Origin of the sequence: Streptomyces exfoliatus (genome assembly GCF_000725545.1) — a bacterium.
GTDB classification, from domain to species: Bacteria; Actinomycetota; Actinomycetes; order Streptomycetales; family Streptomycetaceae; genus Streptomyces; species Streptomyces exfoliatus.
The window spans coordinates 256,442-277,405 of the sequence record NZ_JNZP01000002.1 but is presented as its reverse complement, the minus strand read 5'-3'; the positions used below and the strand labels follow the sequence as shown (position 1 = coordinate 277,405).

The window sequence follows — 20,964 nt, the reverse complement described above, 5'->3', positions numbered from 1 at the left end:
GCCCGGACCGCATACCCGTACGGCCCCGACCACGCCCCCCGGCGGGATAGCGTGGAGGCCGCACACGACGGGAACCGGCGGCGAGGAGCGGCGCACATGCGGGGTGGGACGGCATCGTGAGGCTCCTGCACACCTCGGACTGGCATCTCGGCCGGTCCTTCCACCGCGTCGGCCTCCTCGACGCCCAGGCCGCCTTCCTCGAACACCTGGTGGCCACCGTCCACGAGCACCGCGTGGACGCCGTCCTCGTCGCAGGCGACGTCTACGACCGGGCCGTCCCCCCGCTGCCCGCCGTCGAACTCTTCGACACCGCGCTGCACCGCCTCGCCGACGCCGGCGTGCCCACCGTCATGATCTCCGGCAACCACGACTCGGCCCGCCGCCTCGGCGTCGGCGCCGGACTCATCGAGCGGGCCGGCATCCACCTCCGTACCGACCCCGCGGGCATCGGCACCCCCGTCGTCCTCACCGACGCCCACGGAGAGGTCGCCCTCTACGGCCTCCCCTACCTGGAACCCGCCCTCGTCCGGGACCAGCTCGGCGCCGCGAAGGCCGGCCACGAGGCCGTGCTCACTGCCGCCATGGACCGGGTGCGCGCCGACCTCGCCCGCCGGCCCGCCGGCACCCGGTCCGTCGTCCTCGCCCACGCCTTCGTCGCCGGCGGCGCGCCCAGCGACAGCGAGCGGGACATCACCGTCGGAGGTGTCGCCGCCGTCCCCACCGGGATCTTCGACGGCGTCGACTACGTCGCCCTCGGTCACCTGCACGGCAGCCAGACCCTCACCCCGCGCGTCCGCTACTCCGGATCACCCCTCGCGTACTCCTTCTCCGAGGCCGACCACCGCAAGACCATGTGGCTGATCGACCTGGGCCCCGACGGAGCCGTCGACACCGCCGAACGGCTCGACTGCCCCGTCCCGCGGCCCCTCGTCCGGATCAGGGGACGGCTCGACGACCTCCTCGACGACGCGGCGCTCACCCCCCACGAACAGTCCTGGGTCGAGGCCACGCTCACCGACCCGGTGCGCCCCGCCGAACCGATGGCCCGGCTCACCGCACGCTTCCCGCACGCCCTGAACCTGGTCTTCGACCCCGAGCGGACCGGCACCGACCCGGGCGCCTCCTACGCCCAGCGGCTCCGCAACCGCACCGACCAGCAGATCGCGGAGGACTTCGTGGCCCACGTACGCGGCGGAGCCACCCTCGACGGGCCCGAGCGGACGGTCCTGTACGGCGCCTTCGACGACGTACGCGTCGACACGGCCGAGCGGGAGGTGGGCCGGTGAGGCTGCACCGCCTGGAGATCACCGCCTTCGGCCCCTTCGGCGGCACGCAGACCGTCGACTTCGACGCCCTGTCCTCCGCCGGACTCTTCCTCCTCCACGGACCGACCGGCGCCGGCAAGACCTCCGTCCTCGACGCCGTCTGCTTCGCCCTGTACGGGAGCGTGCCCGGCGCCCGCCAGACCCCCGGCGCCTCCCTGCGCAGCGACCACGCCCCCGTCGGCACCACCACCGAGGTCGTCCTCGACCTGACCGTGGGGGAGCGGCGCCTGGAGATCACCCGGCGCCCCGCCCAGCAGCGCCCCAAGAAGCGCGGCGGCGGCTTCACCACCGAGAAGGCCCAGACCTGGCTGCGCGAGTACGACTCCGCCACCGGCACCTGGGCCGGCCTCAGCCGCTCCCACCAGGAGACGGGCGAGGAGATCACCCAGCTCGTCGGCATGAGCCGTGAGCAGTTCTGCCAGGTCGTCCTCCTCCCGCAGGGCGACTTCGCCCGCTTCCTGCGGGCCGACGCCGAGGCCCGGGGCAGGCTCCTCGGCCGCCTCTTCGACACCCGCCGCTTCGCCGCCGTCGAGGACCGCCTCGCCGAACTCCGGCGCACCGCACAGCAGCAGGTCGAGGAGGGGGACGAGCGGCTCCTCGCCCTCGCCCACCGGATGGGCCAGGCCGCCGGAGGCCTCGGCGTCGCCCGTACCTCCGTCGAGGGCAGGCCCGGCGATCCCGGGCTCGCCGAGGAGGTCCTGACCTGGGCCGCCATCGCCCGTACGGAGGCGCGAGAGGTCCTCGACATCGCGCGCGTACGGCTCGACGCCGCCGAGGCCCGACAGGGCGCCGCCCGCGCCGCCCTCGACGCAGAGAACGACCTCGCAGCCCGCCAGGCCCGGCACGCCGACGCGCTCCTGCGCCGCGAGCGGCTCGACGCCCGCGCCCCCGAGCGCGACCGGCTGCAGACCGCCCTCGACCGCAGCCTCAAGGCGGACCGGGTGGCGCCCGCGCTCGGGCTGCGCCAGGACGCCGAGCGCGAGCACGCCGCCGCGCGCACCGCCCGGGAACGCGCCCGCGCCCTGCTGCCGCCCGACCTCGCCGACGCCGGGGCCGAACAGCTCTCCGCCCGCGAGCACCGGTTCCGTGAGGAGCTCGGCGGCCTTGAGGCGGCCCGTCGCGCCGAGCATCGCGCCGTCGTGCTCACCGAGGAGCGTGCCGTCCTCGCGCGCGAGGCGCGCGCCGACGACGACGTCCTGCGCGACGCGGCCGACTGGCTCGCCGACTGGGAACCGCGCCGGGCCGCGCTCACCGAGCGCGTCGAAGCCGCCAGGGACGCCGCCGCCCGCGCCGAACACCTCGCGGGCCGCCTGGAGCCCGCCCGCCGTCGACTCGCGGCGGCCCGCCGCCGTGACGCCCTCGCCCAGGACACCGAGGCCGCCGAGGCGCGCCTCGCGGACGCCCGCGAGCGCCGGAACACCGCCCACGAGAGCTGGCTCGACGTCAAGTCCCGCCGCCTGGAGGGCATCGCCGCCGAACTGGCGGTCACCCTGAGCGCGGGCGACCCGTGCCAGGTCTGCGGCTCGACCGACCACCCGGCCCCCGCCCGTACCACCGCCGACCACGTCGACCGCGCCACCGAGGAAGCGGCCTACGCGGCCTACACCCGCGCGGAGGAGACCCGTACGGCCGCCGAACGCGAACTGGCCGTCACCCGCGAGTCCTGGTCCACGGCTCGCGCGGAGGTCCGCGCGGGCACGGCCGCGGAGGGCCCCACGGACGAGCCCTCCGTGCCGGCACTCACCCACGAAGTGGCGGAGTTGACCCGCCTTCACGCCGAGGCCCATGCCCTCGCCGGGCAGAACCACAGCGCGCGGGAGGCCCTCGCGCGGGCCGAGCGGGAGCACGAGGAGCGCGTCGGCGCCCAGCGCGAGGCCGAGCGGCGGGTCGCCGCGCGCACCTCCCGGCGCGAGGCCCTCGACCGGGAACAGGCCGCGCTCGACGAGGAGGTCGCCCGGGGCCGCGGCGCGTTCGCCAGCGTGGCCGAGCACGCCACCCGCCTGGAACGGCGGATCGCCCTCCTGGTCGACGCCCACGGCGCCGTACGCTCCGCCGAACTCGCCGCCCAGCGCCTCAAGGAGGCCGACGACCGGCTCGCCGACGCCGCCTACCGCGCCGGTTTCGCCACCCCGGCCGAGGCCGCCGCCGCGCTCCTCCGCGAGAGCGAACGCCGGGACCACCAGCACCGCGTGGACGCCTGGCAGGCCGAGTCCGCCGCCGTGGCCGACCGGCTCGCCGAGCCCGGAACCGCGGCCGCCGCCGCGCTCCCGCCCGCCGACCCCACCGCCGCCGCGGCCGCCCACACGGCGGCCGAACGCGCCCTCCGCGAGGCCGCCTCCGTCCTGGCCGCCGCCAGGGAACGCGTGACCGACCTCGCCGCGCTGTCCCGGCAGGCCGCGACCGAGGTGCGCCGCCTGGGTCCGCTCCGAGAGGAGTACGACCGGGTGGCCCGCCTCGCCGCCCTCACCGCCGGCACCTCCGCCGAGAACGAGCGCCGAATGCGCCTGGAGTCGTACGTCCTCGCGGCCCGCCTCGAACAGGTCGCCGCCGCCGCGACCGCCCGCCTCCAGCGGATGTCCTCCGGCCGCTACACCCTCGTCCACTCCGACGCGCGCGCCGGCGGCAAGCGGGCCGGGCTCGGTCTGCACGTCGTCGACGCCTGGACCGGCAGCGAGCGCGACACCGCCACCCTCTCCGGCGGCGAGACCTTCTTCGTCTCGCTCGCGCTCGCCCTCGGCCTCGCCGACGTCGTCACGGACGAGGCGGGCGGTGTACGGCTCGACACCCTGTTCATCGACGAGGGCTTCGGCAGCCTCGACGAGCAGACGCTCGACGAGGTCCTCGACGTCCTGGACTCGCTGCGCGAGCGCGACCGCAGCGTCGGCATCGTCAGCCACGTCGGCGACCTGCGCCGGCGCATCCCGGCCCAGCTGGAGGTCGTCAAGGCGCGGCACGGCTCGGCGGTGCGGCTGCGTACCGGCGCCGACGCGCTCAGCGGCTGACACCCACCGGCTCACTCCCACCGGCTGATCACCTGCGGCTGACTCCCGGCGGCTGACCTCAGCGGCCGAGCGAACGCCGGGGCAGCGGCGAGGAGTAGACGACGCTGGTGGTCACCGCGCCGAGCGTGGAGATCTTCCCGGTGATCTCCTCCAGGTGCCGCATGGAACGGGCGGCGACCTTCAGGACGAAGCAGTCGTCACCGGTGACGTGGTGCGCCTCCAGGACCTCCGGCGTCGTGTCGATCAGGTCGTGGAACGGCTTGTAGTTGCCGTGCGGGTAGCGCAGCCGTACGAAGGCGAGGATGGGCAGGCCCAGCCGGTCCTGGTCGACGATCGCCGTGTACCCGGTGATCACCCCGGCCTCCTCCAGGCGCCGCACCCGCTCGGTCACCGCGGACGGCGACATCGACACCGTACGGGCGAGCTCGGCGAAGCTGGCACGGCCCTCGGACTGGAGGGCCTCGATGATGCGCCAGTCGGTGGCGTCCGGGGTGTAGTCGGTGGTCATGGACGAGGAATAGCAGGGGATTCCCCGGTCGATCAAGTGATCGACCCGGGAATCCCGCCGAGGGTGCCCTGGGTCCCGTCTCAGAGGCGGGCGAGTTCCTCCACGAGGTCGTCGAGGCCCAGCGGGCCCTGCGAGAGGGCCGCCATGTGCCAGGCCTTCGCGTCGAAGGCGTCGCCGTGCGCCGCCCGCGCCTTGGTGCGGCCGAGCAGCCAGGCACGCTCGCCCAGCTTGTAGCCGATCGCCTGGCCCGGCATCGACAGGTAGCGGGTCATCTCGCTCTCCACGAAGGACGGCGGACGGCTGCTGTGCCGCTGGAAGAACTCCTGGGCGAGCTCCGGAGTCCACCGCTCGCCCGGGTGGAACGGCGATTCCGCCGGGATCTCCAGGCCCAGGTGCATGCCGATGTCCACGATCACCCGGCAGGCGCGCATCATCTGGCCGTCCAGGTAGCCGAGGCGCCGCTCGGCGTCGGGCAGGAAGCCGAGTTCGTCCATCAGGCGCTCCGCGTAGAGCGCCCAGCCCTCCATGTTGGCGCTGATCTTGCCGATGGTCGCCTGGTAGCGGGAGAGCCGGTCGGCGACGTGCACCCACTGGGCCATCTGGAGGTGATGCCCCGGAACACCCTCGTGGTACCAGGTCGACACCAGGTCGTACACCGGGAAACGGGTCGTGCCGTCCACCGGCAGCCAGGTCCGGCCGGGGCGCGCGAAGTCCTCGGACGGGCCGGTGTAGTACGGGGCCGCGGCGCCGCCCGGCGGGGCGATCCGGGATTCCACCCGACGTACCCGGCCGGCGAGTTCGAAGTGGGTGCCGTCGAGGGCCTCGATGGCCTCGTCCATCAGCTCCTGGAGCCAGACCCTGACCTCCTCGACGCCCTCGATGTGCGTGCCGTGCTCGTCGAGGTGGGCGAGCGCCTCCCAGGGGTCGGCGCCCGGCAGGATCCGCTCGGCCTCGGTCCGCATCTCGCCGAGCAGCCGGTGGTACTCGGTCCAGCCGTACGCGTACGCCTGGTCGAGGTCCAGATCGGTGCCGTTGAAGAAGCGGGTCCAGCGCTGGTAGCGCTCACGGCCGACCGTGTTCGGGGCGTCGGCGACGGCCGGGGCGTACACGTCCCGCATCCAGTCCCGCAGCGCCGTGACGGCTTCGGTGGCGTCCCGGCCCGCCTCCGCCAGTTCGACGCGCAGCTTCTCGGGCAGCGTGGCGGGCCCGGCGGCGGCGAACTCCTCGAACCAGCCCGGCCCTCCGCTCTCCGCGCCCGCCCACTCGGTGAGCTGGTCGACGAACGTGGCGGTGGGGCGCGGCCCGGCGAACAGCTTGCGCTCCAGGCCGAGGGTGAGCGACGCGCGGTAGCCCTCCAGGGCCGCCGGGACCGCCCGCAGCCGCGCGGCGACCGCCGTCCAGTCCTCCTCGGTCTCCGTCGGCATCACGGTGAAGACGATGCGGACGCTGTGCGCGGGCGACCGCATGTTGCTGACCGCGCACAGGCCCTCCTCCGCCTCGTGCACGGCGAGTTCCGCCGTCAGGCGCTCCCGCAACAGCCGGGCGCACCGCCGCTCCGCCTCGCTGTCCGCGCCCGGGGCGCGCTCCGCCACGTCGAGCCGGGCGAGCGTACGGCGGGCCAGGTCGGCCACGGCCCGCTGGCCGGCCGGCGAGAAGTCCGGCAGCAGTCCGGCACTCTCCTTGACTCCCAGATACGTACCGGTGATCGGGTCGAGGGCGATGAGTGCGTCGACGTGGTCGTCGGCGACCTGGCGGGGCAGCGGGCTGCTGGAAATCTCTGGCATGCGGGTCATCCTGGCGTCTCCGGAGGGGCCGCGTCACCCTCGTCAGGCCTCAGTCGGCTGACAAGGAAGGGCCCGCCGAGGGCGGCAGGAGAGGGCCGCACTCCCACTCCTGGAAGATCAGCCGGGTCTCGACGCGGGCCACCTCGCGGCGCGAGGTGAACTCGTCGAGGACGAGTCGCTGCAGGTCGGAGGGGTCCGCCACGGCCACGTGCACCAGGTAGTCGTCCGGTCCCGTCAGATGGAACAGTGCGCGGGACTCCGGCAGGGCGCGGATCCGGTCGACGAACGGACCGATCAGTTCACGCCGGTGCGGACGGACCTGGACGAGAAGGAGCGCTTCGAGACCACGGCCGAGTTTGGCCGGATCTAGTCGTAGCTGGTGTCCGAGGATCACACCGGTGCGGCGCAGTCGCGCCACCCGGTCGAGGCAGGTGGACGGCGCCACTCCGACCTCGGCGGCAAGCTCACGGTAGGTGGTCCGGGCGTCGTTCTGCAGGAGGCGAAGAATGTGCAGATCGACCGCGTCCAGTACGACAGAATCGGCCATCAGCCGAACGTAGCACGGCCGATTCCCCCTACTTCCCGGTATCCGTTCACAGTGCCGCCATGGACGCCATGGACTACGGCTCCTCGGTCACCCCGAGGGCCCTTGCCACCGAAGCCGTGCACGCCGGCCGCGAAGACCTCGCCTCGCTCGGGCTGCACGCCCCGCCGCTCGACCTGTCCACCACCTACCCCTCGTACGACGCGCGTGCCGAGGCCGCCCGGATCGACGAGTTCGCCACCACCGGCGCCCGGCTCGACGGGCCGCCCGTCTACGCCCGGCTCGACAACCCCACCGTCGCGCGCTTCGAGGAGGCCCTCGCCCGTCTGGAGGGCGCCGAGGCGGCCGTCGCCTTCGCCAGCGGCATGGCGGCCCTCACCGCCGTCCTCCTCGCCCGGGCGAGCCAGGGCCTGCGCCATGTGGTCGCGGTCCGCCCGCTGTACGGGTGCAGCGACCACCTGCTCGACGCGGGACTGCTCGGCACCGAGGTGACCTGGACCGATCCCGCGGGTGTCGCGGACGCGATCCGTCCCGACACCGGCCTGGTCATGGTGGAGTCACCCGCCAACCCGACCCTCGCAGAGGCGGACATCCGCGCCCTGGCGCACTCCTGCGGCTCCGTGCCGCTCCTGGTCGACAACACCTTCGCCACCCCGGTGCTCCAGCGGCCCGTGGCCCAGGGCGCCCGCATCGTGCTGCACAGCGCCACCAAGTACCTGGGCGGGCACGGGGACGTCATGGGCGGTGTCGTCGCGTGCGACGAGGAGTTCGCCCGTACGCTCCGCCAGGTGCGCTTCGCCACCGGCGGGGTGCTGCACCCGCTCGCCGGCTACCTGCTGCTGCGGGGTCTGTCCACCCTGCCGGTACGGGTGCGGGCGGCCTCCACGACCGCGGCCGAGCTGGTACGCCGACTGGCCACCGACCCCCGGATCGCGCGAGTCCACTATCCGCGGATCGGCGGCGCAATGATCGCCTTCGAGGTCTACGGCGAACCGCACGACGTCATCGCCGGCGTCCGGCTGATCACGCCGGCCGTCAGCCTCGGCAGCGTCGACACCCTCATCCAGCACCCGGCCTCCATCAGCCACCGCATCGTGGCCGAGGGAGACCGGCGCTCGTCGGGCGTCAGCGACCGGCTCCTTCGGATGTCGGTCGGCCTCGAGGACGTCGAGGACCTGTGGCGGGATCTGACCCAGGCGCTCAGCGCTCCGCCCGCCGCACCTCCTCGTGCCGCTGCTCCTGCGGGTGTCCCTGCTGCGGTCGGCCGGCCGGTCGCGGCGTCGAGGCCAAGCGGGCGGTGATCACCAGGGTGCCCTCCTCGATCTGGTAGTCGAGGGGCAGGTTCAGCGCCCGCATCGCGGCCACCATCCCGGTGTTGGACGACTGGGTCACGGCGTACACGCTCGCGCAGCCGGCCTCCTCGGCCATCGCCACCAGCCTGCCGAGGAGCTCGGAGCCGATGCCGCGCCGCTGCCAGTCGTCCTCCACCATCAGCGCGACCTCCGTCTCGTCGCCGTCCCAGAGCAGATGCCCGAGGGCGACCAGACGACCGGACGTCGTCTGCACGGCGAGGGTGCGCCCGAAGCGGGGGCTGAGCAGATGGTCGAGGTAGCGGTCGGCGTCGCCGACCGGGCCGTGGTAGCGCAGGCCCAGCGTGCGGGCCGAGCAGCGGTCGTGCATGGCGCGCGCGGCGGTCAGATCGCGCTGGTCGGCGCGGCGGACGGTGATCTCGTTGCCCTCGGGCAGGGTCAGGACGTCCTGGCTGCGCGGGACGCGCGGGCCGAGACGCGCGTCGAGCTCCACGAGGGCGCGGGCCCTGGCGAACTCGGTCGGGGTGAAGGGGAGGTAGGGCCGCTCCACGATGAGCGTGCCGCCGTCGGGGTCACGGAGCCGCATCACGGTCTCTTCCAGGACGCCTTCGACCGGGGCGTGTTCGCCGGTCGGACGGCCCGTGAGCGAGACGGCGGGCACGGTGTGGAGCGTGCAGCGGCCGAGGAGCTGGCGCAGCGCGAGCGGCAGTTCGGCCGCGTCGAGCGCGGTACGGGTGGCGAGGCCGAGGACCCGGGTGGGCGTGTCCACCAGGTCGTGGGCGTCGGCCCGCTCGGTCCAGGTGTCACGGCCGCCGGCGGCCGAGGTCTCACGGGCGAGCGCCTGGGCGGAGAGGTCGGCGGGCGCGCGCAGCAGGAACTCGTCGACCGTGCCGTCGGCGAGCGGATGCGTCTGGAGCGTGAGGATGTCCACGCCCAGGCGGGCCAGGACCGTGCACAGGGCGGCGAGGCTGCCCGGCGTGTCCGCGACCGTGGTCCGCATCCGCCACAGGGTGGTCTCGACGGGGACCCCGTTCTCCTCCTCGTGCTCCTGCCGCTCGCCCGTGGCGGCGGCCCCGGCCAGGGCCGCCGGGGCGGGGTGCCCGCCGGGATGGCCTGAGGGCGGGGCATGGCTCGCATGACTGTGCCTCCGTGCCCACCAGGTGTGGAAGGCGGCGGTGGCGACCAGCGCGATCGCCGAGAACACCAGCAGCGAGGGGCCCTCGGGTCCCTTGGCGATGGTCTTGGCGATCGTGTCGGCCACCACCACGGCGGTGAACAGGGCGGCGAGCTCGATCAGGTCGTGCCGCCAGTGGTGCGGACGGCGGGTGCTCTTCGAAGACGTCACATCGGTCATGACCTCACTGTGACCCAGTGGTGTTGCGTGATCACGAACGCTTTGTGACTGACGGGTTAAGCGCCCATCTAGCGGCTTAAAGAGCGATTCAGACCGTTTCTGTCATGCTCCGATCGGTCCCCTGACGCAGTGCGTTCAGCAGGCGTCCGGCCTGCACGACCAGCTGCGTGGACCCCCGCTTCGCGGCCAGTGGCGCGAGCCCGACGACGTCGCCGCCCGCCCCGCACCGCTCCACACAGTCGGCCGCGACCGCCAGCACCTCGCCGAGCCCCCGCACCGGCTTGGCGGCGGAGAGCAGGTCCGGCAGCATCGCCGACAGGACCGCCCACACCGTCCCGTACGCCCCGGTGAGCGCCGCCGTCCGGGCCGCGTCCGCCAGCCGGTTCGGCTTGACCGAGCCCTCCGCGACCAGCCAGGCCAGCTCGCTGCCGACCTGCCGGGCGTCCAACTCGCCCCGCGACGCCAGGACGAGCAGGGCGTCCACCGCGCGCAGCCGGTCGTCGGCGTCCGCGCAGCCGAGCCCGAACGCCAGGGTCAGCAGGACCGCCCGGCCCACCGGCCCCTGGGCCTCGGCCAGCGCCGTCAGAGGCTCGGTCGCCCCGCGTGAGTCCCCCTCGACGCAGTACGCCAGGGTCGGCAGGAGACAGGCCGCGAGGACCTCACGGTCGGTCGGCAGGACGGCGGCCCACTGCGCGCGGCCGTCCACCCAGTGGTAGCAGCGGCGTGGCGTCGCCTCCAGAGTGCCGCCCAACCAGTGGAAGGCGGGAGGGAACTCCTCCCGCACCGCCGGACGGTCGGCGACGTCGACCACGATCCGGTCGAACAGCCACCACCGCACCGTGGACCGGTCCTCGCCCCGCACGAGGAACCGCACGGACGCCGCCACGGCGTCCGCCTCCCGCAGCCACGCGGCGAGCCGGCGGCCGGGCGGCGTGCCGAGCGCCGCCGCCTCCTCGGCGGCCCGCCCCACCGACGGGTCGTCACGCAGCACCCGGAGCAGGGCCTGGGCGAGATCGGCCGGAGCGGGCTCCGCTCCCGCGTCCCGGTACTCCCGCAGCCGCGCCACCAGCACCAGCGGGTCGATCGCGCCGGTGTGCCAGGTCGGGGCGGCGAGGAGGAACGGAAGCGCGCCCGTGCCGACCAGGGCGGCCGCCTCCCACAGCCGGGCGTCGAGGATCCCCGAAAGCGCCTGGTGCAAACAGGAGTCCGAGCCGGTCTCCGTCGTCCGGCCGAGGTCGACCCGCGCCCGGTCGAGCAGACCGAGCAGCCCCGCGAGCACCACCTCGATCCCCTGGGTGTGGTGGGTGAAGTAGTGGGTCTCCCGCCATCCCGTCCGGGGGAACGCCTCCCGTACCGCCTCCACGACGGCCGCCCGGTCCCGGTGCGCGAGCCGCACGAGGCCGTCGAGCGCACGCTCGAACGCCACGGGCTCCTCCGAGAGCCCCTTCGTCACCAGCTCCGCCACCAGCGCCTCGACCGTCGACGCCGGAGGCGCGACGAGCAGCCGCTCGGGCACCGGCGGCAGGATCTCCTCGTACGGCGCCCCGGCCGGCTCCTCCAGCGCGCTGCCGAACAGCGCCTCGGCGGCCTGCCGGTGCATCGGGCTCAGCAGTCCGGCGGCCTCGGCCAGCTCATCCCGCACCCCCGGCCCGACCGCCGCCAGGTGACGGCCCACCAGCTTGAGAGCCCGCTCCTGGACGCTGGTGTCCTCGTTCCCGAAGGCCTCCGTCACGGCCGGCAGCAGCTCGCCCGCCGCGCCGGGCTCCCGCGCCAGCACCTTGCCGACCAGCGCCAACTGGGCCCGTACGAGCTTCTTCTCGGTCCGGAAGAGGACCCCGGCCGTCATCTCGGCGAGCGCTCCGACCGGCAGCGTCCCCGCCGACGCCAGCTCCGTCAGGACGTCCTGGGCGTATCCGGCGACGAGCGACGGCGCGTCGGCCGCGATTCCGACCCAGTCGGGGATCCGCTCCGCCAGCTCCTCCGTGTCCGGTTCGAGCAACCGCACCATCTCCAGCGGGAAACGCAGGTTCCGGATGGGGCCGCCGCGCAGCAGCCGGGAGACACACAGGTCCAGGACCTGGGCCCGGTCCAGGAGCCCCTCCGCGACGAGCGTCCGCAGCGCCGTGGGCCAGTGCCTCGGGGACCCGGGACGCAGCGTCGTCCGGGCGAACCGCTCGGGGGTCTCGGCCATCGCGAGCGCGTGGGCCACCAGGGTGGGCGTCTGGGGATCCTCACGGAGCCGCTCCAGGAGCCGGTCGTCGGTGATGTGCCAGACCCAGCCGTTGACGTAGCCGTCCGTCGGGGCGACCTTGTACCCGGAGCGGACCACGAGACCGTGCAGCAGCGGGTAGCTGTTCTCCGCCACGGCCTGCCGCTTGGCCAGCCGCCCCGCCAGGTCCGCCGCCCACTCCGGATCGCGCTCGCCGAGCGCGGCGAGAGCCATCGGGCCGTCCGTGTCCCACATCAGCAGATCGCGCGCGCCGAGCCAGCTCGCGGTCTCGGCGGCACCCGTCAGACACCCGGCGCCCGCCACGTACAGCGCGCTGCGGATGCGGTTCGCCAGGTACGGGGGCGACGCCCACTGCCCGGCGCGCACCTCGGCACGCAGCACCTTCAGCCGCGCGAGGGCCGCCTTGCGCTCGGCGGCGTCCAGCGGTTCCAGCAGCGCCGGCACGTCGGCGGTCACGCCCGCGCGTACCGCCGCGAGCAGCTTGTCGACCCCGGATTCGTCCCCGGATTCGCCCCTGGGTTCGTCCCCGGATTCGACCTCGGAGGCGTCCCCGACGCCGGCCCCCGTCACGCCCGCCTCGGCGGCACCCGTCCCACCGTCGCCCATTCCGCTCCCCACACCCTCACCCATCCCGGTCCCCACACCCTCACCCGTTCCGTTCTCCACGCCGGCCCCCATGGTGCCCGCCTCGTCCGGTCGCTCCGGCCGGGGTGTCGTCATCGCCCGGCCCCGACGGTGACCCCGGCGCCGCGCCGGACCATCCGCACCGCGAGCGCGTGCTTGCACGGGCCCCGGCGCCCCTGGTGGTCCGCCCACCACTGACAGGTGCAGCCGAGCACCCCGTCCGACCCCCGTACCCGGTAGCGCCGTTCGCCCGAGGCCACCGTCGCCAGATCCCCTTCGACCGTCACCGCCCCCTCCGCGACCAGCCGGCGGGCGCTCACCAGGCGCGGATTGTGCCGTTCGGCCCGGTCCGTGTCGTACGGCAGCTCCCGGTGGAAGTAACCCGCGTCCGCCACGTCGTACCCCACCCGGCCCGCCGTGCCGAGCCGGGTCAGTGCCGCCCGGACCCGGTCGACCGTCAGACCGGCCTGCGCCGCGAGGTCGGCCAGGTCGATCCGGGGCTCCCAGGCCAGCAGGACCGCGACCAGCTCCGCGTCCTGCGCGGCCTCCTCCGTCGCGAGCGCTTCCAGGACCCCGCCCTCACCGGAGAAGCCCCGCGCGGGATCGGGCGACAGCGTCAGCGTGAGCCGCATGCCCGGCAGGGTCAGCTCCCAGGCACTCGCCGTGGCCACACCCCCGTCCGGCACCGGCCCGTACACCCGCAGGCCCGTCGCGTGCCGCAGCACCCGCTCCAGGGCGACCAGCCGGTCAGGACCCGGCAGGCACACCGATCCGGCGCCCGGCCGGGTCGCCGGACGCAGCGACCGGCCGGACGGGGAGATCCACAAGGGCCCGCGCCCGCGGGCCTGCCCGCGCGGCAGGGACCGGAGGAAGCGGACGGCCTCCGCCCCGCTCACCTCGGCCCGCAGATCGAACCGGGCCGAGGCGACCTGCGCCTCGGCGAAGCCGCGCAGCCATCGGTCCGGCAGCGGGACCTTCTTCTCGACGACCGCCCCCGCGAGCGTGGTCACGGCCATCTCCTCCGGGCCCACCCGCAGATGCAGCGGATCGTCCCCGGTCATCCGGGACAGCGCCTCCCGCAGCGGGTCGTTGACGTCGACGTTGGTGGTGCCGTGCCCCGTCTGCGTGCCCCCGAGCCCCTCGTCGAGCACGTCCAGGCGCGCGTACACCCCGCCGCAGCCCGAGAACGACTCGAACCGCAGCCTGTCCCCGTTCCCCGTCACCACCGGATCCAGCGACCCGTTCCTCGTCCGCTGGTGGTAACGGGCCGCGGCCACGTCGGCGACCGCGAGCAGCCCTCGGGCGGCGACCTGCGGGGAGGCCAGGAAGCCGGAGAAGAAACGGGGATGGGCCTCGGCCCCCCGGGGCGTGAGGCCCCCCGCCGTCTCCAGACCGAGCCGCCGGCCGGAGCCCGTGGACTCCAGCGCGGACGGGCGGACGTAGGCGATTGCCTGCACGGATCGCGTCATGGGTACGACGGTAGGTCCCGCCACTGACAATCACCGCGCCAGGCCTCCGTCCCCGGCCTGACCAGGTGTTACTGCCCCACCCGCCCCGGCCGCAGGACCTTGCTGAACAGCACCGTCCCGCCCTCGGCGCGCAGCCGCACCGTCAGGTCCCCGCTGTGGCCGTCGATGTCGACCTCGCCGAAGTACTGGGGGCTCTCCATCGGCGACAGGTTCGCCCGCTCCGGAGCCCGTACGAACACCCGCTCGGGACCGAAGGTGGCGTCGAGGGCGTTCGCCGGGAAACCGCCGGCGGCCAGCGGCCCCGACACGAACTCCCAGAACGGCGCGAAGTCCGTGAACGCCGCCCGCTCCGGCGTGTAGTGCTGCGCCGAGGTGTAGTGCACGTCCGCCGTCAGCCACACCGTGCCGGTGATCCGCCGGTGCTTGACGAACCGCAGCAGCTCGGCGATCTGGAGCTCACGGCCGAGCGGCGCGCCCGGGTCGCCCTGCGCGATCGCCTCGAAGTTCGCCGAGCCGTCCGGGACGACCAGGCCGAGGGGCATGTCCGCCGCGAGCACCTTCCACACCGCCGTGGAGGCGGCCAGCTCCCGCTTGAGCCAGGCGAGCTGCTCGGCGCCGAGGATGCCGGTGGTGTCGTCGGCCTGCCTGCCGGGGGAGTTGGCGTTCCGGTACGAGCGCATGTCGAGCACGAACACGTCGAGCAGCGGCCCGTACCGCACCACCCGGTGCATCCGGCTCCCGCGCCCACCGCGCGCGTGGAGCGTGGAGACCGGCGTGTACTCGCCGAAGGCCCGCAGGGCCCGCGCGGCGAGGACGTCCACGTCCTTCTCCGTGTAGCGGGCGTCGTCCAGGATCTGGCCCGGGTACCAGTTGTTGCGCACTTCGTGGTCGTCCCACTGCACCACCGACGGCACCTGCGCGTTGAAGGCCCGGACGTTGTGGTCGAGCAGGTTGTAGCGGAAGTTGCCGCGGTACTCGTCGAGCGTCTCCGCGACCTTGGACTTCTCAGGGGTGGTGACGTTCCGCCAGATCCGGCCGTCGGGCAGCGTCACGCTGGGCTGGATCACCCCGTCGGCGTAGATCGAGTCGCCGCTGCACAGGAAGAAGTCGGGGTCGAGACGGCGCATCTCCTCGTAGGCGCGGAAGCCGCCGATGTCAGGGTTGATGCCCCAGCCCTGCCCGGCGATGTCCCCCGACCACAGGAAGCGGACCCCGTCACGGCGCCGCTCCGGGGCCGTACGGAAGGTCCCGGTGACCGGCTCGCCCGTCCGGCGCGGATCGTCCGGGTCGGCGAGGGTGACCCGGTAGTGGATCTGCTCGCCCGCCGGCAGACCGCGCAGCGCCGTGGTGCCGGTGAAGTCCGTGCCCGCGCCGATCAGCGGCCCCTGGTGGCGGCGGACCCGGCGGAACGACTCGCTCGCCGACGTCTCGACGAGCATCCGCGCAGGCCGGTCCGAGCGGACCCACACCAGACCGGAGGAGGCCGTGACGTCGCCCGTCTGGACGCCCCACCCGGCACCGGGCCGGCCCGACAGCGCGAACGCGGGGGCGGCGGCGAGACCGGTACCGCCGAGGGTCAGCGCCGCCGAGGCGGCCAGCGACCCGCGCAGCACGCTGCGACGGGCGGGGGAGGGGGAACTGCCGGGTACGGGCTGGGACATGGAAGGGCCTCCGAGGCGGGTCCGGGCGGGGGCGGTGCGTCGCCCCATGCCTAACGGCCGGGGACGGCGCCCACACGAACCCCGCGTGAACAGATCATCGGGCCCCGGCGCGCCCGTCGCCCGACCCGGCTCGCCCGTCGCCCGCGAAGCCTCGCCCGTCGCCTGCGAAGACGGGCGGCGCGGGCGCCCTCGACGGCCTCACTCCCGGCCATGGCCTCACCCCCGGCCGACCGCCTCCGCCACCAGCCGGATCCCGGCCGTCACGGCCGACGGCGCCAGGTGCGCGTACCCGATGACGAGCCGCACGTCCCCGTCGGCGGGCCGGGCGGTGCCGTAGTCCTCCAGGGGCCGCAGCGCCACCCCGGCCTCCGCCGCACGTGCGAGGAACCGTTCCGGCGGCCCGAAATCCGCCGGTACGCGCGCGATGACATGGAGCCCGGCCGCGATGCCGCTCACCCGCGTCCCGGGCAGGTGCTCGGCGAGAGCGCCGAGCAGCGCGTCCCGCCGCTCCCGGTAGGCGCGTTGGCAGCGGCGCAACTGCCGGTCGTACCCGCCCCGCGTCACGAACTCCGCCAGCACGGCCTGGTCGAGTACGGGGTTGCCGAGGTCCATCGTGCGCTTGCGCTCGACCACTTCGCCCAGCAGCGCCTCCGGGACGAGCGTCCAGCCGAGCCGCAGTCCGGGCGCCAGCGACTTGCTGACCGAGCCCGCGTAGACCACCCGCTCCGGGTCGAGCCCCTGAAGCGCGCCGACGGGCGCCCGGTCGTACCGGAAGTCACCGTCGTAGTCGTCCTCCAGGACGTAGCCGTCCACCGCACGCGCCCAGTCGAGGAGCGCGGCACGGCGCCGGGCCGACCAGCTGATCCCGGACGGGAACTGGTGCGAGGGGGTCACGACCACGGCCCGCACGCCCGATGCGGTGAGCGGCCCGGGCCGCAGTCCCTCCTCGTCCAGGGGCAGCCACACCGTGTCCAGGCCGGTCGAGGCGAACAGACGTCCGTGTTCGGGACTGCCGGGATCCTCGATGCCGACCGCGTCGAGCCCACGCGCCCGCAGGACGAAGCCGAGCAGCGTCGAGGCCTGCGCCACGCCCGAACAGACCACGAGCCGCTCCGGATCGGCCACCACGCCCCGCCGCCTGGCCAGCATCCCGGCCAGTGCCTCCCGCAGTTCGGGCAGCCCGCGCGGGTCCGGGTACCCGAGTGCCGGGTGGGGCAGCCGGGTGAGCACGGCACGCTGGGCGGCCGCCCACGCGGCCCTGGGGAAGAGCGACAGGTCGGGCGTCCCCGGACGGAAGTCCACGAGGACGCGGGCGGCCCCGCCGTCCGGGACCGGGTCCGGGGCACGCACCCCGCGCACCGGCGCGCCGCCGTCCGCCCCCGGCCCGAGGCGACCGGCCTGCGTCGACCCGAGGCCCCCGTCCACCGCTCCTGAGTGGCCCGTCCGCCGGGCCCTGGCCGCCTCACCGACCCAGGTGCCCGCGCCCCGGCCGCTGCGCAGGTACCCCTCGGCGGTGAGCTGCTCGTACGCCTCGGTGACGAGGCCCCGCGAGACGCCCAGGTCGGCCGCGAGCTCGCGCGTCGACGGCAGCCGGGTCCCGGCCGCGAGCCGCCCCGAGCGCACCGCCTCGCGCAGCGCCTCCTGCAGGGCGCGCCCCCGCTGCCGCGCCGGTGCGTCGACGAAGGGCAGGAGCAGCTCCCAGGCCGCCTGTCCGTGGCTCCTCATCCCTTGTACCCCCTTCAGCCGGGCAGGGCCACCGTGAGGTCCACCTCGATGAGCTGACCCGGGTAGCCGAGCTGCGCGACGCCCAGGAGCGTACTCGCCGTGGTGAACGCCGGTCCGAGGCCGGATTCGGTGAGCCGGCGCCACGCCGTCACCAGGGCGTCCCTGTCCTCGCTCCGCACGTAGATCACCGAGCGGACCACGTGCTGCGGCTCGGCGTCCACCGCCGTCAAGGCGGCGAGAGCGTTCTCGACGACCTGGTCGACCTGCGCCTCGAGGTTCCCCGGGCCGACCAGGGAACCGCTCCGGTCGAGCGGGCACTGCCCCGCCAGGTAGGCGGTGCGGCCGGCCTCCACCACGGTGACGTGGTGGTATCCGGGCGTCGGGTGCGACCCGTCGGGATTGATCCGGGTGATCCTCGTAGTCATGGCGGGAGTCTGACCGGCGGGCCGCAGACGCGCACGGGGTTTTCCCCGCCCCGAAGTGGTCCCCGATGACGCGAGGAAAGTGGACCTCAACAGGGGCCGCCCCGCTGCCTAGCGTCGGGGGCATGAACGCGAACGCCCTGCGCGGGGTCCTCCTGGTCACCCTCGCCTACGCCCTCGTCGGAGCCTCCTTCACCGCGAACAGCCTGCTCGGCGCCTACCCGTACGCGGGCGGCCAGGCACTGCGCTACGGAGCCGCCTGTCTGCTTCTGCTCCCGCTCCTCGGACGCGGCGGGCTCGCCCCGCTGCGCGAGCTGACCGCCCGTCACTGGCTGAGGCTCGCCGCCCTCGCGGGCGTCGGCATGGTCGGCTTCAACCTGGCGGTCCTCGCCGCCGAGCGGACGGCCGAGCCCGCCGTGCCCGGTGTGCTCGTCGGCTGCGCCCCGGTCGTCGTCGCCGTCCTGGTCCCGCTGATCGAGGGCCGCAGGCCCGCCCCCGCCGTGCTGTACGGGGCGCTGCTCGTCGCCGCGGGCGCCTTCACCGTGCAGGGCTGGGGGCGGACGGACCTGGCCGGGATCGGCTGGTCGGTGGCGGCGCTCGCGGGCGAGGTGGGGTTCACGGTCCTCGCCGTCCCGGTGCTCCGGCTGCTCGGGCCGAAACTGCTCACGGCCGCCGTCTGCGGGGTCGGCGCGGCCGAGGCGACGCTCATCGGCCTGCTGGTGGACGGCCCCGACTTCGTACGCCTGCCGACGGGCGTCGAGACGGGGGCCCTGATCTGGCAGGCGGCGCTCGCCACGGTGGTCGGATTCGTCCTCTTCTACATGGGCGTCCAGCGGGTCGGCATGGAGCGCGCCACCCTCTTCACCGGCGCGATCCCGGTCGCCGCCGCGCTGAGCGCCGCGCTGGTCGCGGGCGCCGCCTTCGGCCTCCCGCAGGCGGTCGGCGGTCTGCTCGTCGGGGCCGGCGCCGCCGTGGGCACCGGCCTGTTCACGCGGACGCGGCGGCGGACCTCAGCGGCTGCCGTCCAGGACGACGCGCGCGACGAGAGCCGGGTCGTCGCTCATGGGTACGTGGCCGCAGCCGGGCAGGCGGACGAGCCGCGCGCCGGGCAGGGTGTGCTTGGCCCGGAGGCCCTGGCGGGGAAGGAGCAGCCGGTCGCGGGTGCCCCAGGCGACGGTGACGGGCACCTCGGGCACGTCCTCGCGGAAGCGCACGGATCCGCCGGCCGCCAGGGTCTGCCGGAAACCGGTGGCGCCGCGCAGCGCGAGCGTCTCGGCGTAGACCGCCTCGGGTGAACGGCGGCCGGGGCGCGCGTAGATGCTGCTGGTGAGCGCGGTGCGCCCGACGGGCGTACGGGAGAGGCGCTCGATCAGCGGCAGGGGCATCGACCGGGCGGCGCCCCGCATCGCCCGGAGCGTCACGAAGGCGTACCGCCGCTCCCCCTCCGACCAGAACCCGGCGGGGGAGAGCGCGGTGACCGAGCGCACCCGCTTCTCCCGGCCGAGCTCCAGGGCGAGCAGTCCGCCGAGCGAGTTCCCCGCCACGTGCGGCCGTTCGACGCCGAGGGCCGCGCAGAAGCCGTCGAGCACGGCAGTGACGGTGGCCAGGTCGTAGGGACAGCCGTCGGGCAGCTCGTCGGAGGCGCCGAAGCCGGGCAGGTCGACGGCGATCACGTCCCGCTCGGTGGCCAGGACGTCGAGGACGGGCTCCCAGGCCTGCCAGTGGTGTCCGATGCCGTGCAGGAGCAGCAGCGGTTCGCCCGAGCCCCGGCGTTCGTACGTGAGGGACGCCGTGCGGGGCCCCGCCGGGGTCTGAAACGTGAACGCGATCCGTTCGGGCATGCGGACTCCCTGTCCTGAAGCTTCTTAGACGTCCCGTCAGGGAGAATTACCGATGAGTAGCCAGGAGTTCAAGACCCTGTCCGAAACTGGACAGGCCGACGCCGGTGGGCTGGGATGGAGAGGTGCCCACCGACATCGCGACCGACACCCTGACCGAACTCTTCGAGGAGCACCGCCCGATGCTCCTCGGCGTCGCCTACCGGATGCTCGGCCGAGCCGCCGACGCCGAGGACGTCGTCCAGGAGGCCTGGCTGCGCTGGACCGCCGAGGACCGGGCCGCCGTCCGCGAGCCCCGCGCCTTCCTCGTGCGGATCACGACGCGCCTCGCCATCGACCGCCTCCGGCAGGCCCAGTCGCGCCGAGAGGCCTACGTCGGCCCGTGGCTGCCCGAGCCCGTCGTCACCGACTTCGGCCCGGCCGCCCCCGACACTGCCGAGCGCGCCCTGCTCGCCGACTCCGTCTCCCTCGCCGTCCTGGTCGTCCTCGAGTCCCTCTCCCCGCTGGAGCGGGCCGTCTTCGTGCTGCGCGAGGCCTTCGGCTTCCCGTTCGGGGAGATCGCCACCGCCCTCGACCGCTCCGAGGCGGCCGTGCGCCAGCTCGCCGGGCGCGCCCGGCGCCATGTCGACGAGGGCAAGCCGCGCTACGACGTGGACCCGGTCGAGCGCCGCGACCTCACCGAGCGCTTCCTCGCCGCCGCGGCGGGCGGCGACCTCGGCGGACTCCTCGCCCTGCTCGCACCCGACGCGCGACTCGTCGGCGACAGCGGCGGCAAGGCCAAGACGCCACGCCGGATCCTCGAGAGCGCCGACAAGGTCGGGCGCTTCCTCGCCGCCGTGGCCCGGGACGCGGACACCCTGTACGAGATCCGCTTCGTCGAGATCAACGGCGCCCCCGCGGTCCTCACCCTCGCCGACGGGCGGCCCGACACCGTCACCCAGATCGAGGTGCGCGACGGGCGCGTCCAGTGCGTCTACGTCATCCGCAACCCCGACAAGCTCCAGGGCCTCGCCGACACCGGCGAGCACTGAGCCGCACCACGGCGCCGGAAACACGCGAGCGCGCCCTGACCGGAATCCGCCCCGTCTCCCATCCCGGGAGGCGGGGCCTCTTGCTGCGCGGGGCTCACGGGGGCGCGAACGTCCTGTGAACGATCTAGGTCAGAGGG

14 protein-coding genes and 1 pseudogene are annotated in these 20,964 nt (G+C 74.7%); 5 read left to right on the top strand and 10 right to left on the bottom strand.

Annotated features, from left to right (window positions below):
• Window positions 1–116: 116 nt before the first annotated feature.
• Window positions 117–1,286: an exonuclease SbcCD subunit D gene (locus IO20_RS0104405; protein WP_030545915.1), complete on the top strand. Its 1,170-nt coding sequence runs from the start codon at window positions 117–119 to the stop codon at window positions 1,284–1,286.
• The gene (locus IO20_RS0104400; RefSeq protein ID WP_030545916.1) at window positions 1,283–4,327 is read left to right on the top strand and encodes an AAA family ATPase; all 3,045 of its coding nucleotides are present in this window, start codon (window positions 1,283–1,285) and stop codon (window positions 4,325–4,327) included. Before IO20_RS0104405 ends, IO20_RS0104400 begins: the two co-directional genes overlap by 4 nt.
• 58 nt (window positions 4,328–4,385) lie before the next feature.
• Here IO20_RS0104400 and IO20_RS0104395 read toward each other — a convergent pair whose 3' ends face one another.
• The 3 genes from IO20_RS0104395 to IO20_RS0104385 form a co-directional block, all read right to left on the bottom strand.
• Entirely contained in the window at window positions 4,386–4,835 is a 450-nt protein-coding gene (locus IO20_RS0104395; RefSeq protein WP_037634568.1) for an Lrp/AsnC family transcriptional regulator, read from the bottom strand.
• Between the two features lie 80 nt (window positions 4,836–4,915).
• Complete coding sequence (locus tag IO20_RS0104390; RefSeq protein ID WP_030545920.1) at window positions 4,916–6,619, bottom strand: DUF885 domain-containing protein; 1,704 nt, start codon at window positions 6,617–6,619, stop codon at window positions 4,916–4,918.
• A gap of 49 nt (window positions 6,620–6,668) precedes the next feature.
• Window positions 6,669–7,166 carry an Lrp/AsnC family transcriptional regulator gene (locus tag IO20_RS0104385; protein ID WP_030209403.1) on the bottom strand — a complete coding sequence of 166 codons (498 nt, stop codon included), beginning with the start codon at window positions 7,164–7,166 and terminating at the stop codon, window positions 6,669–6,671.
• Window positions 7,167–7,225: 59 nt separating this feature from the next.
• Here IO20_RS0104385 and IO20_RS0104380 point away from each other — a divergent pair, with 59 nt between their 5' ends.
• Entirely contained in the window at window positions 7,226–8,464 is a 1,239-nt protein-coding gene (locus tag IO20_RS0104380) for a trans-sulfuration enzyme family protein (RefSeq protein ID WP_030545922.1), read from the top strand.
• On the opposite strand, the gene IO20_RS0104375 is transcribed toward IO20_RS0104380, so the two are convergent.
• The 6 genes from IO20_RS0104375 to IO20_RS0104350 form a co-directional block, all read right to left on the bottom strand.
• The gene (locus IO20_RS0104375) at window positions 8,364–9,827 is read right to left on the bottom strand and encodes a GNAT family N-acetyltransferase (RefSeq protein ID WP_030545924.1); all 1,464 of its coding nucleotides are present in this window, start codon (window positions 9,825–9,827) and stop codon (window positions 8,364–8,366) included. The two genes, IO20_RS0104380 and IO20_RS0104375, sit on opposite strands and share 101 nt — an antisense overlap.
• 88 nt (window positions 9,828–9,915) lie before the next feature.
• Entirely contained in the window at window positions 9,916–12,663 is a 2,748-nt protein-coding gene (locus tag IO20_RS0104370; RefSeq protein ID WP_078945815.1) for a DUF7824 domain-containing protein, read from the bottom strand.
• Window positions 12,664–12,773: 110 nt separating this feature from the next.
• A complete protein-coding gene (locus tag IO20_RS0104365) occupies window positions 12,774–14,150 on the bottom strand; it encodes an SWIM zinc finger domain-containing protein (protein WP_030545928.1) in 1,377 nt (458 codons plus the stop codon).
• Between the two features lie 68 nt (window positions 14,151–14,218).
• Entirely contained in the window at window positions 14,219–15,811 is a 1,593-nt protein-coding gene (locus IO20_RS0104360) for an alkaline phosphatase D family protein (RefSeq protein ID WP_030545929.1), read from the bottom strand.
• A 216-nt stretch (window positions 15,812–16,027) separates the two neighbouring features.
• On the bottom strand, window positions 16,028–17,536 hold the full coding sequence (gene pdxR / locus IO20_RS0104355; protein ID WP_031126851.1) for a MocR-like pyridoxine biosynthesis transcription factor PdxR: 1,509 nt from the start codon (window positions 17,534–17,536) through the stop codon (window positions 16,028–16,030).
• A gap of 14 nt (window positions 17,537–17,550) precedes the next feature.
• The gene (locus tag IO20_RS0104350; RefSeq protein ID WP_030545933.1) at window positions 17,551–17,961 is read right to left on the bottom strand and encodes a RidA family protein; all 411 of its coding nucleotides are present in this window, start codon (window positions 17,959–17,961) and stop codon (window positions 17,551–17,553) included.
• Window positions 17,962–18,026: 65 nt separating this feature from the next.
• Here IO20_RS0104350 and IO20_RS0104345 point away from each other — a divergent pair.
• A pseudogene (locus tag IO20_RS0104345) lies at window positions 18,027–18,920 on the top strand (EamA family transporter); the annotation flags it as partial.
• A 48-nt stretch (window positions 18,921–18,968) separates the two neighbouring features.
• Here IO20_RS0104345 and IO20_RS38260 read toward each other — a convergent pair.
• Window positions 18,969–19,799 (bottom strand): alpha/beta fold hydrolase, encoded by an 831-nt coding sequence (locus IO20_RS38260; protein WP_031126848.1) that lies wholly within the window; start codon window positions 19,797–19,799, stop codon window positions 18,969–18,971.
• Window positions 19,800–19,933: 134 nt separating this feature from the next.
• On the opposite strand from IO20_RS38260, the gene sigJ reads away from it, so the two are divergent.
• Entirely contained in the window at window positions 19,934–20,827 is an 894-nt protein-coding gene (gene sigJ, locus IO20_RS0104335) for an RNA polymerase sigma factor SigJ (RefSeq protein ID WP_106978514.1), read from the top strand.
• Window positions 20,828–20,964: the final 137 nt, after the last annotated feature.